The sequence below is a fragment of the Rhizobium sp. LARHSG275 genome, assembly GCF_052871115.1.
The window spans coordinates 141,287-157,893 of sequence record NZ_JBIXJN010000013.1 but is presented as its reverse complement, the minus strand read 5'-3'; the positions used below and the strand labels follow the sequence as shown (position 1 = coordinate 157,893).

The window sequence follows — 16,607 nt, the reverse complement described above, 5'->3', positions numbered from 1 at the left end:
AAGAGATATGCACCCCGCTCCGGCCTTGTCTTGTTGCCTTAACGCTTGAGCACGACCTTGACCCGGGGGAACCGAACCATGCTTGCCTCGAGCCGGCTTGATGCGAGGCTGATCCGGGCGTAATCCAGAACGCAGCCACCCTCTCCTTCGACACCGATTTGAAACGACCCCCATGGCGCACTCTCTCAACACAGCCCTATCGCCCGCCGGCGGCCCCAACCAGCCGAAACTTGATACGGACGACATCTGGCAGGCCCGCGTCGATCTGGCGGCCTGCTTCCGGATGGCGGCAAGGCTCGGCATGGAGGAAGGGATCTGCAACCATTTCTCGGCCGTCGTTCCCGGCTATGACGACCTGTTCATCGTCAACCCTTACGGCTACGCTTTCGCCGAACTGACGGCCTCGATGTTGTTGATCTGCGACTTTCACGGCAATGTCGTGTCGGGCAGCGGGCAGCCTGAGGCCACCGCTTTTTACATCCACGCCAGGATTCACAAGAACGTTCCCCGTGCCAAGGCGGCGTTCCACACCCATATGCCTTATGCCACCGCCCTTTCGATGACGGAGGGCGATCCTCTGATTTTTGCCGGGCAGACCGCATTGAAATTCTATGGACGCACGGCCGTCGACCGCAACTATAACGGCCTGGCGCTCGACGCGCGCGAGGGCGATCGGATTGCGGCTGCGATCGGCGATGCCGACATCGTCTTCATGAAGCACCACGGCGTGATGGTCTGTGCACCGAATATCGCCGAGGCCTGGGACGACCTCTATTACCTCGAGCGCGCCTGCGAAGTGCAGACGCTCGCCCTGTCCACCGGGCGTGAAGTCCTTGCCGTCGCGCCTGAGATTGCGGAGGCGGCATACCGGCAAATGCGCGAAGGAGACCCGGAGTCGGCCCGGCTCCATCTGGAGTCGGTGAAGCGCGCGCTCGATCGCAGCGAGCCGGAATACAAGCGCTGAGCCGCAGACCGTAGTTTAGGCGTGCGCCGGTCGCCAATGTGGATAGGTGACATAGGCGGTGAGCGCGCCTTCGTCATGCGAGCGGATGGTCACCGCTTCGCCCTTGGGCATGTAGACGATCTCGCCTGGCCCGGCGGTAACTGTTCCCAAATCCGTCGAGACCGATAGCCGCCCTTCCAGAACGATCATGACGTCGTCGACTTCAATCGTCTCGGTGAGGCTCTGGCCGGGCGCGTAGCGTCCATAGCCGATGGTGATCGGCCCGCCCTGCCGCTCGTCGACCAGATTGCCGACGAAGATGTCCGCCTGCTGCCCGGGGGAACGCTCCAACGCCACATCGGTAATCGTGAACTTACGGATTTTCATCGTCTTCCTCCATTGCCGCGTGCAGAGGTAGCGCGGAAATCCCGCGCGCCAAGAGCGCTCGTTTATCTCAACGACGAACGTGCCGATGACTGCTTTGCGGGCTGCGATGGCGCTCATCATCGCGACCGTGAGTTCTTCAGCGATTTAGTGAAGATACAACCGTACATATTTGCCTTTGGTTTATAATTTCGCGGTCAGTCCCACCGAAGGTATTGAAGAGGCCATGGAGGCCTTGTTCCGGAAGATCGTCAGCGCACCTCGGATGACCAGCTAAAACATGTCGCGCGCTGTGCCGCGGTTTGCGATAACGACATGCGTAAAAACAACGACCGAAAGCGCGAGGAGCGAATCTGAAAGATCGTGACGCGCTTTAGCTCAGGCGCTATACCTAACCGTGATCGTCACCCGTTTCGCCGAGGTGGCGCTGGACCCACTTGATCTCTTCCGATGCGGTACGCCCGAAATGCCGCTTGAAGTCGCGGCTGAACTGCGCCGGGCTGGCGTAGCCCACCGAAACCGCGACCTCGGCGATCGTTCTCGTCCGGCGGGCGATCATCAATCTTGCTTCGTGAAGCCGCATTGCTTTGACGTGTTGCATCGGACTGTTGCCGGTCAGAGCCTTGAAATGGACATGGTAGGAGGGAACGCTCATGCCCACCTCCCTTGCCAGATCGGTGATCGCGATCACCGGATCGAATTCCGGCTTCGGGCTCGCCATTGCGTCTGCGGCTCTTCAGGCCGGCCACAGGGTGATTGGCACCGTGCGCTCGCAAGCGTCGCTGACAGCGCTCGCCAAAACCCTGCCTGGCCTGCGGCCGGTCCTCTGCGACGTCACGGAGTTCGACCGGATCGACGATGTCGTCGCCCACGCAGAGGAGGAGCATGGGCCGGTCGACGTGCTGATCAACAATGCCGGCTACGGCCATGAGGGCGTGCTCGAGGAGTCGCCGATCGAAGAGATGCGGCGGCAGTTCGAGGTGAATGTCTTCGGCGCCGTCGCCGTTGCCAAGGCATTTCTGCCGAGGTTTCGCCAGCGACGCCAAGGGTTCATCGTCAACGTCACGTCGATGGGCGGCATGATCACCATGCCCGGCATCGCCTATTACTGCGGCAGCAAATTTGCGCTTCAGGGGATATCGGAAGTGATGCGGGCGGAAATGGCGCCGTTCGGCGTGCATGTGACGACCCTTTGCCCCGGCTCCTTCCGGACGGACTGGGCCGGACGATCGATGGTCCGCACGGAGCGGTCGATCGCCGATTATGATGCCCTGTTCGATCCGATCCGTGAGGCGCGACAGGCCGTCAGCGGCAAGCAGCGCGGCGATCCCGCCAAACTGGCCGCCGCGGTTCTAGAGCTCATCGAATCCGATAATCCGCCGCCGCAGCTTCTGCTCGGCAGCGACGCCCTCAAGCACGTGTCGGACAGGATCGTTCGCCTCCAGCAGGAGATCGAGGCGTGGAAATCCGTCACCGTCTCGACCGACGGCTGACGGCGGAACATCAATCAGCCAGCCCTCATTGGATGATTTTCCCACCCTCGGCCGCCTCTTCCGCCTGAGTGCCTGTTCCTGTTCGTGTGATTTATGCGGGAAATGCTCAAAGCACCACCAGCGCGTTGGTACGGCCGGGGATGGGCTGTGGCCCCAGCCTCCCCATTCCTTGCAGCCTGTGCCGTCAGCAAGCCGGTGCTCGCAATAATGCTCAACGATCACATCGGCGCCCGGTGCACGCGAATGGCCTTCGATGCTCATGGGTGCGCCGTCCTGCGTTTCCCGCTCTTGATGCTCTCATAGATCATTTCGAGCCGCCTTGAGGCGACGTAGGCACTGTCCTCGTATCCAGCCGACGGCCAATCCAGTCGATGGCTGCCGTCTGTCGCCACGATCCAGAACCATCGATTATCGATCCCTCCGCCTGCCTGTGACCGGAATATCCTTCCGATCTGGGTATCGCCGTCGAAAGCGACGTAATCGTCGCCGGGTTTCTCCCTCCAGGCGTGCCGCCATTTGTATTTGATGTCCCGGCCGCTGACATATTCCCACGATTTCCATGTGATTTGTTCTGGCATGCGTCGTCCTGCCCTCTCGCGAGGTATCTCTTTGACCGCACGGTTGATGGATGGCTCCCGCCCGAGCCAGTGAATTCAGAGCAGCGTCGGTTCCGGATCGGGGTCGATCGGATCGATGATGTCAGCCGTGTCGTTCTTGGGCGAACCCACATTGCGGCCGATCGGCCACATGGTCATCAGTTCAGCCGGGAACGGCTTCATCAAATCGGCCGGATCAGGCTCCGGCGATAGCCAGCGCTCGTAATCTTCGCGGTGCAGGACGACCGGCATGCGGTCATGGATCTGCGCCATCATCGCATTCGGCTCACAGGTCACGATGGCGAAGCTCCGGGTCTCTATGTCATTGTCGCGCCGCGTCTCCCAGATGCCGGCGAGCGCAAAGGGCGAGCCGTCAGCCATGGCGATCGCATAAGGCTGCTTGTTCTTGCCGGTGCCGAAAATATCCTTCCACTCGAAGAAGCCGTTGATCGGCACTAGGCAACGGCGCGACCTGTAGGCCGAGCGGAACAGGCCGTTGGTACCGATACCCTTGCAGCGCGCATTGATCGGCGGCGGCCGCCCTCCCGGGTTCATCCATGCCGGCATCAGACCCCAGCGAGCGCTGGCGAATACCGGCCCCATGATATCGGGCTCGCGGACCATGTCGCGAATGATGATCGGATAATCCAGCGTCGGCGCGCCGTTATAGCGCGGAAATCGGTTTCCGAGCGCATCGATCGCACCACGCTCCGCAAAGGCGAAATTGCGCACCAGTTCCTCAAGCGAGGTCTTGATATAGACGCGGCCGCACATCCAGAACTCCATCCCACATATTGGATGTTCCGATTATGTTCTGGTGGCTCGAGGCGAGTCAAGGCCGGTCGCCACAACCGACGCGTCATCACTTTCGCCCGCGTCAAGAGTGAAGCCGGTTACCACCTCAACGACGGCCGATGGCAGAAAACTACATTCCGCTTGACAGCCTTCCTACTGGAAGGTAGATAAGCGCCATGAGCAATCTTTCGACGACGTCCGACGAAATCCTGACTTCTGCCCGAGCATTGATCATGACCGGAGGCTATAACGGCTTCAGCTATGCCGATATTGCTGCCGTCGTCGGCATCCGCAAGGCGAGCATCCATCACCACTTTCCGAGCAAAACCGATCTGGTGCGCACGCTGGTCGTGCGCTATCGCGAAGATGCCGAGGCGGGTATTGCCGGCCTGGAGCAGCAGGTGCGGAATCCGCTGGCACTCCTCCAGGCCTATGCGGGCCACTGGGCCCAGTGCATCGAGGACGCCAGCCGGCCGTTTTGCGTGTGCGCCCTGCTGGCAAGCGAACTGCCGGCGCTGCCGCCGGAGGTCGCAGCCGAGGTCAAGGCTTTCTTCCGCTTTGCGTCGACATGGCTGACCTCGGTGATGGAGCGAGGCTTGAAGGATGGCAGTTTGACACTATCGAGCGTACCGCGTGTCGAGGCTGAAGCCTTCATGGCCTCCGTCCACGGCGCCATGCTGTCAGCCCGGGCCTACGGGACCCCGGAGATCTTCGCCACCATTCTCGCCCCCACCTTGCAGCGGCTCACTCCGACCGCCGCTCGATAAAGTTCCGGGCGGAATAAAGCCCGGAGCGACAACCACGTTCAGCGAGACTACCAACTAGTAGGAAGAACGACATGATCAAGACCATTCTCCCCGCCCTCTTGCTGGGGCTCAGCGCTATCGCGTCGACGGCACTTCCAGCGGCGCCCGTCCATGCCGAAGACCAGAAACCCGAGCAGATCCATATCAGGGGCAGCATCGTCAATTACAGCGGCTCCGCTCTCAAGGTGAAGACCCGCGAGGGAGAGACCGTCAATGTGACGCTTGCCGACGGCTGGAAACTGGCGAGCGTCGCAAATGCTGCGGTCACCGACATCAAGCCGGGCGACTTCGTCGGCATTGCATCGCTGCCGAGCGCAGGCGGCGGCGACGGCGCGCTTGAGGTGCTGATCTTCCCGCCGGCGATGAAGGGTGCCGGTGAAGGCAGCTACGGCTGGGACCTCAAGCCCAACAGCAGCATGACCAATGCGACCGTCGCCGACGCCGTCAAGGGCGTCGATGGCCGCACCGTCACCGTCTCCTATCACGGCAAGGAAAAGAAGATCGCCATTCCGGACGGCACGCCCGTCGTGACCATCGCTCCAGCCACCAAGGACGATCTCGTTCCCGGCGCCGTCGTCTTCATCCCCGCCGAAAAGGCTGCCTCGGGGCCTGTCGCCCATCAGGTGCTTGTCGGGAAAAATGGCGTGGTCCCGCCCATGTGACCACGTCGTCGCCGGTCGGTCGGGCCGCCCCCGGTTCGACCGGCGATTTGCCGGGAATGCCGCCTGGCCTGCAGACGATGGACCCGAACGGCGGAGAACGTCGCCTCGACAGCCGCCCGTCGGTGCCCAGCGGTTCGGGCAAACCAAGAAAATCCAATCCCCATGACGGACGACACCGCTCACGACGGTGAGCCGCCCCTATCAGACCAACACCATCACATTCAGGAAAGAGATCATCATGACCACCGATCAAACCACCGTCGTGTCTGGCGACAGGGAAGAGTGGCTGACGCGCTATTACTTCACGCGAGCAGCCTTTTCCGCCATCTGGGTGGCGACCGCCTTGACGGCAGGCCGCCAGTCGCTTGCCGTCGCGGCCGCCCTGCTGATCGTCTATCCCGCCTGGGATGCCGCCGCCAACCTGGTCGACGCAGCGCGGAACGGCGGCCGGGCAAACAACCGCAGCCAGGCAATCAACGTCGCCGTCAGCGCGGTGACGACAGCCGCGGTGATCGTCGCGCTGACGATGAGCATGAACTGGGTCCTCGGTGTCTTCGGCCTCTGGGCGATCTTTTCCGGCGTGCTGCAACTTGGAACCGCTGTGCGGCGCTGGAAGACCAATGGCGGCCAGTGGGCGATGATCCTCAGCGGTGGCCAATCTGCCGTCGCAGGCGGCTTCTTCATCGCCCAGGCGCAAATGCCGGAAGCGCCGTCCATTGCCAACATCGCTGGCTATGCCGGCCTCGGCGCCTTCTATTTCCTGGTGTCGGCCGTCTGGCGGAGCGTCACGCAGATGCGGCGGAAGCGGGTCTGAGGTGATCGAAGCGGGAGTCTCCAAGTTCGTGGCGGGCGGCGTCGGAATGGCTCGCCCGCCGCCCCTACTTCCTGTCATGTCATGATTAGTCGTGAGACGTCGTCGTGCTTCTAGGTATTTGCCTCTAATGATTCTCCTGATCTCCAAATTCATCCTATCAGGCGCATCGGAACGTCTTCCGCGCGGAAGCAACCGGATTCGCCGATCGACAGCGATGTCACGCCTAAACCTCGATCTTCGCCTTCGACCGAAGAAAAGGATGTTCACCGACGTATCGGCGGCCACCGGCAATTGCAGCCCTCCCTCCGTTGCTAGGCGCTTGATGAATGTCCGATTGCGCACAGACGGCGACAGAGCAGGAACTGCGACGCAGCAGGCAGGTTCGTTTGGTTGGCACGTAAGCAGCTAACAAGGGAGCTCATCATTTTGGAGAAGCTTATCGAAGGTGACTTCGACATCACATGGGCAGTTCCCGTGTTCGTTCGTATCGGCAACGGCTTCCGCGAGCGTATCGACGGACCCAGGGCTGCACTGGAAGCCTTAATATATCGTTGGCCGTCGCAAACGCAGGCGGAATACGCCATTGCCAAGTGCAGATGCTCAGACGCCATCATACACCATGGAAGCGCTGAGCTTGCTCGCAGGACATTCATAGATGCTGCTGTCGCTGCGGAGGTGTTCTCATGAGTGTTCCTCCAATAGATACCGCGCAATTGGCGATAATCCTGGGAGCGCTGACGCTCGTATGTTGGATGGCGGCGGGGTTGATGGCCGTCCTTGGCGCTGCCGAGGAAATCAAAGACGTTAAGATAGGCCGGACCTCTCAGCTTTTGATCTCCGCCTTCACGGGTGCGGGCGTTACTTCGGCGGTCGCGATGATCGCGGTGCTGGTATTCGTATGACCATAGCAGCCTCTGGCAGTCTGGATCCGTTGCGGTCGCCTGAAACGGCCCTTTCAGCAAAAAGCTTTCACGCGCCGGAACTTTTCATGGTCCGCAGGGTTGCGGTGTAAAATTGAGGGGAGCGCTATGTTTCGATACAAGAGGTCATTCATTCTCGCCGCGTGCTCGATCGGTGCCGGCTTCTGCGTGTTCGCCGTCGGCGCTTTTTCCGACCCGCTGCCGCCTGACACCACGTACCGACCGCTTCCAACGATGCCGTTTTCCGACGCCCGGCGAATTGACGAGGCGCAGAAGCCGGACGTCATGAAGCGCCAACAGGATCTCCTTCAGAGGCGGTACGATCTCTCTGATAAGCCCATGCCCGGCGCGATGATGTCAGGCGGCATGAAACCCGTTCAAGCTGACATCCGCGTCAGGTTGCCTGCGGGCGTGACATGGGGTGAGCTGGCCGAGATGAAGCCGGCGGAGATCAAGCAGAAAAATCTCCTGCCCGAAGGCTTTCTCCCTCTCCCCCATGTCAAGCAGGCGACTGGCGGACAGGTCTTTCCCAATCGGCAGATCGACGAAATCCACGCGCAGGAGATGCGCGACCTCCGCAGGTTCGACGTCGACTTTGACCTTCCCGACAACCTGACGCCCGAGTTTCCGCCTCCGATCTTCCTGACGACGCACCCAGAACTCGGCGACGTCTCACGCGGGCAGCTTCTGACGATCAAGAACTTTTATGAAATCATGAATGGCATCGTCACCCCCGTACAAATGGAGGGTCTGAGGCTCCTTCTGACGCCGTTCCCGCAGGAGGAATTCAATCAGACCGAGGATCGCAAAGTGGCGGACCAAAGCACCGGTGTCGCCTGCCTCGACTGTCATTCCAACTTCCATACCAATGCTGCCTTTCATCTCACGCCCGACATTCGTCCGCAGGCAGACCGCTTTCGCCTCGACAGCACCAGCCTGCGAGGTCTTTTCAACCAACAGATCCACGGTTCCAAACGTTCGCTTCGCTCCGTCGAAGACTTTTCCGAATTCGAGCAGCGCACCGCATACTTCAACGGCGACCATGTCAGCGCGACGAGGAAGGGCGCAAACCTTCCCGACCGCACCAACCAGGTCGCGATGATGGCGCAGATGCAGAACATCATCGATTTTCCACCCGCTCCCAAGCTCGACGTCTTCGGAAGACTCGATCCTGAACTTGCGACGCCGCAGGAACTGTCGGGCGAGCGAATATTCATGGGCAAGGGTCGTTGCGCCGACTGTCACGTGCCGCAGACCCAGTTCATGGACAACGACATGCACGACCTGAAGCTGGAGCGCTTCTATAAAATCGGGCAGGTCTTCAACGACTTCGTCGCCCTTCCCGACGGTCCGATCAAAACCTTCACCTTGCGCGACATCAAGGACTCGCCGCCCTATCTGCATGACGGCCGTCTGATGACCTTGGCCGACACCGTTGAATTCTTCAATCTCGTGCTCGGCGTCAAGCTTAATGAGCAGGAGAAGAAGGACCTGGTTGCTTATCTGGTGACGCTTTAGAGGGAGAGACGCCATGTTTCGCAGGGTGCTTTTTACCGTCGCTGTCGTTCTGGCCGGCTCGTCGGCGCTTGGCCAGATCGGCAATCCGGCCGGAATGGGCGTCGACACGCGAATGGCTCGGCCAGGCGTTCCAGCGCCACACCAGACCAACAATCAGGACCGGCTTTTTGCGCAGCTTGCAACCGCCGGGGGGCTTGCTGAAGTCGAGCTCGGAAATCTTGCAGGCGGCAAGGCGAAAGCGGATGCTGTCAAACAGTTTGCCGACATGATGGTCAGCGACCATTCCGACGCAAACAGGAAGCTCAAGGAGCTTGCAGACGCCGCTAAAATCCCACTGTCAGACCAGCTCGACCCCGAACATGCCCTGCTTCGCGAGCGGCTGCGGACGTTGGAGGCAGATGCCTTCGACGCCGCCTATATCAAGGCACAGATCGTTGACCATCAAAAGACCGCGCAACTTCTAGCCTGGGAGATATCGATGGGCGAGGACGGCGATCTGCAGCGGCTGGCCTCATCCCTGCTTCCGGTCGTCCTCGATCATCTGCGGCGAGCACAGGAGATCCATGGACTGCTGACCGGTGCCTCTGTTCGTCTCCCGCCGGAGACGCTGGCCGAGATGGAGCATAGGCAGTAGGCAATGCTTCGGGAGCGGCCTGGTGCAAGCATAGCGACAGTCGTAAATGGAACCATGGAACGACACGCGTCCATTTCGCCCCCACGCCTTCAAGAACGCAACGTTCGTTCGTGGCGCCTGACTGCCGAACGCCGGGCATCAGCGCCAGGAATTCGGGCTTTTGTCGGACATGCTGTATCTGAGGAATAGCATCAACCGGCACTGGAGCGAATTGTGCACGCACAAGTTAGAGCCGTTGAGCACGAGGGTCGTCAGTATGAAAATCCTTGTCATCGGCGCGACCGGACTTGTTGGCAGTGCCGTCTGCGCCCGGCTGGCGACAGGCGGACATGATATCATCCGCGCGGTTCGCCCTGGAAAACAGCTCGCAGGTGGGCTCGGCACCTGGGTCGAAGTCGACGTGGCGAGGGCGGTGGAGCCCTCTGATTGGCTGCGTCATCTCGAAGGAACAGATGCTGTCGTCAACTGTGCCGGCGCGTTGCAGGACGGAATGAGGCACAACATGACGGGCGTCCATGCGCAGGGACCGCGAGCGTTGTTCCGCGCTTGCGAGCAGTCTGGTGTACGCCGAATTATTCACTTCTCAGCAATTGGAGTGGATCGGCAGCAGCCGTCGGCGTTCTCGCGCACAAAGCTTTCCGGCGACATGGCTCTGATGGAGACGGATCTCGACTGGGTGATACTGCGTCCCGCCGTGATCCTAGGCGACGCCGCCTTCGGTTCCAGTGCATTGTTTCGCGGCCTTGCCGCGCTGCCGTTTCTGCCATTGATGCCGTCGACCGGCAAACTTCAGGTGGTGCAGGTCGATGACGTCGCCGAAACCGCCGTTCGCCTTGTCGACAAAACTGCCCCATCGAAAATCTCGCTCGAAATCGTCGGCCCGCAAGAGCTCGAATTCGACCAGATTGTAGCTCGATATCGGAGATGGCTTGGCTGGCCTCCCGCCAAGCGCTATCTGCTGCCCCGCCCCCTCGCCAACCTTCTCTATCGGCTCGGCGATTTCGCAGGACTGCTGGGATGGCGCCCGCCGGTTCGAAGCACTGCCGCAAGGGAGATCGTCCACGGCGCCGTGGGTGATCCAACGAATTGGAGTGCCGCTACGGGAATCCGGCCCTTATCGTTGGACGATGCTTTGGCGCGTCGCCCGGTTTCGGTTCAGGAGCGTTGGTTTGCTAAACTCTACTTTCTAAAGCCCGTCATTTTCGTGCTGCTGCCACTGTTTTGGATATCGACCGGAATAGTTTCTTTGACATCGGGTTTCGACCAGGGTGTCCAACTGATGTTGGCCGGCGGCGCAGGTCGTTTGGCGGCACCGAGCGTGATTGCCGGAGCTCTTGCAGACATTCTCGTCGGATGCGCCATCGCCTTTCGTCGCACTGCACGATGGGGGCTATATGCGGCCATCCTGTTGTCGCTCTTCTATGCGGCAGCCGGCACGGCAATATTGCCTCAGTTGTGGAATGAGCCCCTCGGCCCGCTGACAAAGATATGGCCGATCCTTGTGCTGCACCTGGTTGCTCTCGCGATTCTGGAGGAGCGATGATCTATTTCGTACTGAAATTCCTGCATATTATCGGCGCCACCGTTCTTCTCGGCACCGGCGCGGGGATCGCCTTCTTCATGTTGGTCGCGCATCGCTCCGGCAATGCGACGACCGTGGGCGCAGTAGCGCGGATCGTGGTGATCGCCGACTTCGTCTTTACCACAACGGCCGTGATTATTCAGCCGATCACCGGCGTAGCGCTTGCCTGGAATATCGGCTATTCCCTTTGGGAGCGGTGGATCCTTTGGTCGATCGTTCTCTATCTGTTCACCGGCGCTTTTTGGTTGCCGGTTGTTTGGATGCAGATGGAGATGCGAAACATTGCGACGGAAGCAGCGGCGAAAGGCGAGCCGCTGCCGGCGCGATACCATCGGCTATTTTGGACTTGGTTTTATTTCGGCTTTCCGGCTTTCGCTGCGGTGTTGGGAATTATCTGGCTGATGATTACGCGCCCGGTTTGATGATAGCGTGGCATTGTCTGGCTCTCGGCATCGGTATCTTTCCTTATGCATAGGCATTTCTATTTCGCCTCGGCAGCGTGAGGCTGAAATGGACATCCTCATTCAAACCCCGCCTTATCCTCGATCTTGCGAGGGCCCTTATAATTGGCATGTCCCGAACCTCCGCCATATCCAGCCCTGAGCCTGCTCCTCACGCGCGCGGCAGCGCGTACGGCGAGTCCTTCGACCGCGCGGCATTCTGGGTGAGAAGGAAACGGCGAGCGCGACCAGGCGCAAATGCCGGAAGCGCCGTCCATTGCCAACATCGCCGGATACGCCGAAGCGGGCCTGAGCTGATCGGAGCGCGAGTCTCCAAGTTCGTGGCGGTCGGCGTCCGCCGGCCCGCCCGCACGGCTTATCTCCCGTCGTCTCATGAATGGCGAGTGAGCCGACGTGCGCCAATTGCGATGTGACCCCGTCGATCAGCGGGGAGCAACTGCCCAGTCGGGGAATTTGTGATAGTTGCAGGCGTTCATTGAAAACAACGCCACATCATTACCGATTTCGTGGCGCGAAAGCTCCCGTTCGAAGGTGTCACGGTCATCGAGACCGTAAGATAACGCCATCGCGGTCAACTCCATGAAAGGCCCTGGGGGATACAGGATACCGTACACCGTCGCCTCCTTTCCCAGGGATTTGCCTTTGATAACTCTCTTGATCTCCAAATCTGCTCTCACCATCCGCGACGGAAAATTTTCTGTCAGAAGCAAACCGGATTCGCCGATCGATAGCGATTTCACGCGCGCCTCAACCACGATCTCCGCTTTCGCCAGCAGTTCATCCTGAGGAGGGCATCGCGGCAATCCGGCTGCTGGCCTGAGACCCATAACCAATAAAGCAAAAACTGCTGTGAAGCCCAGTCGCATGTGCGGATTCAGGAACGCTCTCGGCATCGGTATCTTTCCTTATGCACAGGCGTGTCTATTTCGTCTCGATTGCGCGAGGCTGAAACGAATCCTGGGGATCCGGCCAAGACGCCCCCACCCTCTGTCATTCCAGGCCTTGAGCCTGGAATCCATGCCGGCGGCTGAGCGAGGCCAGAGCGGATCCTCGGGTCAAGCCCGAGGAGGACGGAGCGCGGGGTGGCGTCTGCAGGGGGAACAGCGACGTATCCCAACATAATCGGGTGCCATCGACACCGGTTTTTGCCCCGCTATTTCGCCCGTGAAGGCCTCGCCGAGATTCGAACTCGCGCTCTCAATTTCCAGTCATCGCTTCTGCCACCGCAGCGTCGGAGACATCCTTTGCGACCTCTGATATCAATGACCTCAACCACCGATGCGCCGGATCGTTCCGATAGCGGATATGCCATGCCAGCTCCACCGGGAAGCTGCCGAGATCGACCGGTGCTGGCAGGACTTTGAGACGCGGGTCGCGGGCAAGGCGATGGCAGATCAGCCGTGGCAGCGTCGCGCAGTAGTCGGTGACGGCCACCATTTCTGGGACCGCCAGGAAATGGGTGACGGAGACCGAAACGTCGCGCCTGAGGCCGGCCTGCTGCAGCATCTGGAATAGGCCGACGCGCATCCGGCCGGGCGGAAGCACGTTGACATGCCGCAGCCGTTGATACTGTTCCTCGGAGATGCTTTCGGCGATCTCGGGATGGTCTTTGCGCACGACACAGGCCAATCCATCATCCATGAGATGCTGCACGACCATGTTATCCGGCGGCTCGACGATCCGGCCGAGCACCATTTCCGTCGCGCCTGATATCGCGCCGGTCTCGGCCAGATCATTGCCGAAGGGCGTCAGGCGCAGCCTGATCCCGGGAGCGCATTCGCGCAGCCGCGCCACGATCACCGGCATCAGGACGAACTCGACGTAGCTGTTGGGGGCGATGGTGAACTGCCGTGTCGCCCGGGCCGGATCGAACGCCTGCTGACCGAGAATGACGTCATCGAGGTTCGCCAAGGCCCCGCGGATCACCGGAGCAAGTGCCTCTGCCATCTCAGTCGGCTTCATGCCGTAGCGCTCGCGGATGAAGAGCGGATCGCGCAGCGTCTCGCGAAGGCGGTTCAAGGCGTTGGAGACGGCTGGCTGCGTCATGCCCAGTTGCCCGGCTGCGCGCGTGACATTGCGCTCTTCCATGAGCGCCAGGAAGACAGGCAGGAGGTTGAGGTCATACTTCATCCAGATATATTGCCAAACGCATATCTGAAATCAAAGAAATAAATTTCAGGAATGAGAGCGACCGAGTCATGATCGCCTCATCGAAAGTGACCGATCACATCCGCCTCGAAAGGATCTCCAGATGAAAATCCTCATGGTTCTCACCTCGCACGACCAACTGGGCAATACCGGCCGGAAGACCGGTTTCTGGCTCGAAGAGTTCGCCGCTCCCTATTATGCCTTCCTCGAAGCCGGCGCCGACATCACCGTCGCATCGCCGAAGGGCGGACAGCCGCCTCTCGATCCGAAAAGCGACGAACCGGACTTCCAGACTGACCAGACCCGCCGCTTTCATGCCGACCCGGATGGCCAAGCCGTGCTCGCCTCGACCGTAAAGCTCACTTCGGTCTCCCATGCCGACTACGACGCGGTGTTTTATCCGGGCGGCCATGGCCCGCTGTGGGATCTGGCCGAAGACAAGCATTCGATCGCCCTCATCCAATCGCTCTTTCAGGCCGGCAAGCCGGTCGCCTTTGTCTGCCACGCACCGGGTGTGCTGCGCCACGTCAAGGCTGCCGACGGCACGCCGCTGGTTCAGGGCAAAAAGGTCACCGGCTTCAAGAATTCCGAGGAAGACGGCGTCGGCCTCAGCCAGGTGGTGCCGTTCCTGGTCGAGGACATGTTGAAGGAGAATGGCGGCATCTACTCCAGCGGCGATGACTGGTCGTCCTATGCCGTGCGGGACGGCCTCCTGATCACCGGTCAGAACCCCGGTTCATCGGTGCAGACTGCCGGCATCCTGCTTGCCGCCGTGGCGGCGGCAAAGGCCGCCTGATCAACATGCCTGGCGGCGCCGGTGTTTCCGCGGCGCACGAATCGAAAAAAAGGCCCCGCCGAGACGGGGCAAGTTCATGGATCGCGCAGGAGGAACACCCGTGCTTTCCTACCGATCTAACGAGAAAGGGGCCGGCTAGGTTCCCGGTGCTCTTTCCGCACGGATCGCACCACTCATTGCTCGCCGCAGATCGAAAATGAGCCCCGCCGAAACGAGGCAGAGGCAATTGGGAAAGGTGGATCGCACAGGGCGAAAGAAGGGATGGCGGACGGCCCCGCATGGGGCCACCTGTGCGATCCTATATGCCTAACGGGAGATAGCCGGAAAAAGTTGCTGCGCGGTTCCGTACCGTTGGGTGGATAGATCTCCAATATGCTCGGTTAGCGGAGGTTCACCGAGCCAGAAAAAGAAAACCCCGCAAGAGCGGGGATCAGGAAGAGGGGTGGTTTTTAGGAATAACGCGTCGTGGCGTTGGAATGACTACTCGCACAACCTCAGGGTCCTTGCAATAAATATTACTTTTATGAAATTCGTTATGCACAGATTTGATATTTCAACTACAGGATACATTGTTCGATTTCGCACGAAAATAGAAATTTACTTCAACTTTGAGTCATATTTTGTATCATTGGGGCGGGCCGCTCAGCGATCACTTGCTATACCCCAAGCATTGCGTCTCCTGTACGTTGGGCGGCCACTCTGGATCTGACGAACAGCCGAACCAATCATTCCGCTGCTTTGATCTCCACTTGCTGGCGAACTCTTTCCAAAGCAACGTCTTTGATGCACTTCACAGGGTCGCGAGAAGCGGAGTGGCAGCCGGTTGAATGGGTTTCGAGGCGGTTTCAAAACGTCGCGAAATTCCGTGTCCGGGAGGTCACTTGCACATATTCGCTCGCCGGCGGAGCGCATGGCGAAAGGTCGTAGAAGGATTATATCGCCCGCTGGATAGAAGCCTACGCTCGCGAAGGCGCGAAAATCGGCTCAGGCAAAACTATCGAGAGCTTTCCAGGCGGCGATCGCCGCGCAGAAGGTTCAGCCAGGCCCCCGACACTTTCTCCGCGCCTGAGCCCCCGATATGACAATCGTCGTAGCGGTCTTCTCCATCGAGCAACGCGTCATAATTTACCCCCTCTCGGATACCGTGGCCGCTTTTTGACAGGGCCAGTTGCGCCCGCACGATCGCATTGTCTGGAATATGCTCCTTGAAGCCGCCGTTGCTCGGTTCGAGGCATTTCGATGCGATCGAAATGTAAACGGGCGCTTCGACGCCGTGCTGACGCAATGTGTCGACCATCGATATGAAATGTTCCTGATAGGCCTCCGCAGTGGTGCCCATGACGAGGTCCTTCTCTCCTTGCACCCAGAGGACGCTCGTTATCCGATAAGCGGAATTCTGAAGCTGTTTCAGCGTGTCGACCAGCACAGGATTGAGGTCACCGCCTGTCGCCCATCGTGCGACCTCAGATCCGGAATATGCAAGAGGTGCGAGGATGACGCTGTCATTTTGTCCCGATGCGATCAAATTGTTCCCAAGAAGCGTCCAGTACTCTCCCTTTGTATCGGTCGATCCAAGAAGTGGCGACGCCGCGACGAAGCACCGTTTGTCAAAGGCATTTACAACGCGGGTGCCATAATTTGACGTGTGCCGTTGCCCACCGTCGTTGGCCGCGTTCGATTGGCCAAGAATGAGTAAGACAGCCGTTCGGTCAGTCTGAGCCGGGCAGGTCACAGGCGTTTTTGATTCATCCCCGATGACTCGCGCCTTGTCGTCGAAAGTATAACGGCTTGGAGCCGCCGGCTTCTCTCCGCCAACCATTTTCTTCAGCGCGGAAAGTTGTGGCCAAGGAAAGATCTCATGTCTCGCGCTCATGCCGCCGAGAAAGTAAATGGCGATCAAGGCGGCCAGGCCGGCTGCCATCGTTTTGCGCATGTCGTTGCCCTTTAATCATCATCCGATGACATGGAGCCTATCGGAGCGCTCAAGGCTGCTCCAGCCATGAAGGTTCCTTTACGCCAGCCACATCTGCTTGCTTCCGGCGAGCCCCAATCGAC

General features: G+C 59.9%; 18 protein-coding genes and 2 pseudogenes. 12 read left to right on the top strand and 8 right to left on the bottom strand.

Annotation, left to right across the window (positions count from 1 at the left end; all coding sequences use genetic code 11):
• Positions 1–172 precede the first annotated feature (172 nt).
• Positions 173–964, top strand: coding sequence for an aldolase (locus ACIPSK_RS19425; RefSeq protein WP_162119063.1), 792 nt, complete (start codon positions 173–175; stop codon positions 962–964).
• Between the two features lie 15 nt (positions 965–979).
• On the opposite strand, the gene ACIPSK_RS19420 is transcribed toward ACIPSK_RS19425, so the two are convergent.
• A complete protein-coding gene (locus ACIPSK_RS19420; RefSeq protein WP_162119062.1) occupies positions 980–1,330 on the bottom strand; it encodes an AraC family ligand binding domain-containing protein in 351 nt (116 codons plus the stop codon).
• A 388-nt stretch (positions 1,331–1,718) separates the two neighbouring features.
• A pseudogene (locus ACIPSK_RS19415) lies at positions 1,719–2,015 on the bottom strand (helix-turn-helix transcriptional regulator); the annotation flags it as partial.
• On the opposite strand from ACIPSK_RS19415, the gene ACIPSK_RS19410 reads away from it, so the two are divergent.
• On the top strand, positions 1,981–2,820 hold the full coding sequence (locus ACIPSK_RS19410; RefSeq protein WP_162119061.1) for an oxidoreductase: 840 nt from the start codon (positions 1,981–1,983) through the stop codon (positions 2,818–2,820). The pseudogene ACIPSK_RS19415 and the gene ACIPSK_RS19410 sit on opposite strands and share 35 nt — an antisense overlap.
• Positions 2,821–2,845: 25 nt before the next feature.
• Here ACIPSK_RS19410 and ACIPSK_RS19405 read toward each other — a convergent pair.
• The 3 genes and pseudogenes from ACIPSK_RS19405 to ACIPSK_RS19395 form a co-directional block, all read right to left on the bottom strand.
• Positions 2,846–3,081, bottom strand: a pseudogene (locus tag ACIPSK_RS19405) (hypothetical protein).
• Entirely contained in the window at positions 3,078–3,398 is a 321-nt protein-coding gene (locus ACIPSK_RS19400) for a hypothetical protein (protein ID WP_162119060.1), read from the bottom strand. The pseudogene ACIPSK_RS19405 and the gene ACIPSK_RS19400 overlap by 4 nt, the downstream one beginning before the upstream one ends.
• 75 nt (positions 3,399–3,473) lie before the next feature.
• A complete protein-coding gene (locus ACIPSK_RS19395) occupies positions 3,474–4,190 on the bottom strand; it encodes an SOS response-associated peptidase (RefSeq protein ID WP_162119059.1) in 717 nt (238 codons plus the stop codon).
• A gap of 197 nt (positions 4,191–4,387) precedes the next feature.
• Between ACIPSK_RS19395 and ACIPSK_RS19390 the strand changes: the two genes are divergently transcribed.
• The 9 genes from ACIPSK_RS19390 (at position 4,388) to ACIPSK_RS19350 (ending at position 11,569) form a co-directional block, all read left to right on the top strand.
• A complete protein-coding gene (locus ACIPSK_RS19390) occupies positions 4,388–4,978 on the top strand; it encodes a TetR/AcrR family transcriptional regulator (RefSeq protein WP_162119058.1) in 591 nt (196 codons plus the stop codon).
• A 71-nt stretch (positions 4,979–5,049) separates the two neighbouring features.
• Positions 5,050–5,679, top strand: a complete 630-nt coding sequence (locus tag ACIPSK_RS19385; protein ID WP_162119057.1) for a hypothetical protein — start codon at positions 5,050–5,052, stop codon at positions 5,677–5,679.
• A 238-nt stretch (positions 5,680–5,917) separates the two neighbouring features.
• Entirely contained in the window at positions 5,918–6,493 is a 576-nt protein-coding gene (locus tag ACIPSK_RS19380; RefSeq protein ID WP_162119056.1) for a DUF308 domain-containing protein, read from the top strand.
• A gap of 426 nt (positions 6,494–6,919) precedes the next feature.
• On the top strand, positions 6,920–7,180 hold the full coding sequence (locus ACIPSK_RS19375; protein ID WP_026154053.1) for a DUF982 domain-containing protein: 261 nt from the start codon (positions 6,920–6,922) through the stop codon (positions 7,178–7,180).
• Positions 7,177–7,395: a hypothetical protein gene (locus ACIPSK_RS19370; protein ID WP_017963350.1), complete on the top strand. Its 219-nt coding sequence runs from the start codon at positions 7,177–7,179 to the stop codon at positions 7,393–7,395. The genes ACIPSK_RS19375 and ACIPSK_RS19370 overlap by 4 nt, the downstream gene beginning before the upstream one ends.
• A 126-nt stretch (positions 7,396–7,521) precedes the next feature.
• Positions 7,522–8,931 carry a cytochrome B6 gene (locus ACIPSK_RS19365; RefSeq protein ID WP_162119055.1) on the top strand — a complete coding sequence of 470 codons (1,410 nt, stop codon included), beginning with the start codon at positions 7,522–7,524 and terminating at the stop codon, positions 8,929–8,931.
• A 13-nt stretch (positions 8,932–8,944) separates the two neighbouring features.
• Positions 8,945–9,565, top strand: a complete 621-nt coding sequence (locus tag ACIPSK_RS19360; protein ID WP_017963348.1) for a DUF4142 domain-containing protein — start codon at positions 8,945–8,947, stop codon at positions 9,563–9,565.
• A gap of 256 nt (positions 9,566–9,821) precedes the next feature.
• A complete protein-coding gene (locus ACIPSK_RS19355; RefSeq protein ID WP_162119098.1) occupies positions 9,822–11,108 on the top strand; it encodes an SDR family oxidoreductase in 1,287 nt (428 codons plus the stop codon).
• On the top strand, positions 11,105–11,569 hold the full coding sequence (locus ACIPSK_RS19350; protein ID WP_162119054.1) for a DUF2269 family protein: 465 nt from the start codon (positions 11,105–11,107) through the stop codon (positions 11,567–11,569). Before ACIPSK_RS19355 ends, ACIPSK_RS19350 begins: the two co-directional genes overlap by 4 nt.
• A 461-nt stretch (positions 11,570–12,030) precedes the next feature.
• Here the strand turns inward: ACIPSK_RS19350 and ACIPSK_RS19345 are convergent, their stop codons facing one another.
• Together ACIPSK_RS19345 and ACIPSK_RS19340 are read right to left on the bottom strand one after the other, a co-directional pair.
• A complete protein-coding gene (locus tag ACIPSK_RS19345; RefSeq protein WP_210254225.1) occupies positions 12,031–12,501 on the bottom strand; it encodes a hypothetical protein in 471 nt (156 codons plus the stop codon).
• Positions 12,502–12,805: 304 nt separating this feature from the next.
• Positions 12,806–13,738 (bottom strand): LysR family transcriptional regulator, encoded by a 933-nt coding sequence (locus tag ACIPSK_RS19340; protein ID WP_162119053.1) that lies wholly within the window; start codon positions 13,736–13,738, stop codon positions 12,806–12,808.
• 121 nt (positions 13,739–13,859) lie between these two features.
• Between ACIPSK_RS19340 and ACIPSK_RS19335 the strand changes: the two genes are divergently transcribed.
• Positions 13,860–14,552, top strand: coding sequence for a type 1 glutamine amidotransferase domain-containing protein (locus tag ACIPSK_RS19335; RefSeq protein ID WP_017963343.1), 693 nt, complete (start codon positions 13,860–13,862; stop codon positions 14,550–14,552).
• A 994-nt stretch (positions 14,553–15,546) separates the two neighbouring features.
• On the opposite strand, the gene ACIPSK_RS19330 is transcribed toward ACIPSK_RS19335, so the two are convergent.
• Positions 15,547–16,485, bottom strand: coding sequence for a sialate O-acetylesterase (locus ACIPSK_RS19330; RefSeq protein WP_017963342.1), 939 nt, complete (start codon positions 16,483–16,485; stop codon positions 15,547–15,549).
• Between the last annotated feature and the right edge of the window lie 122 nt (positions 16,486–16,607).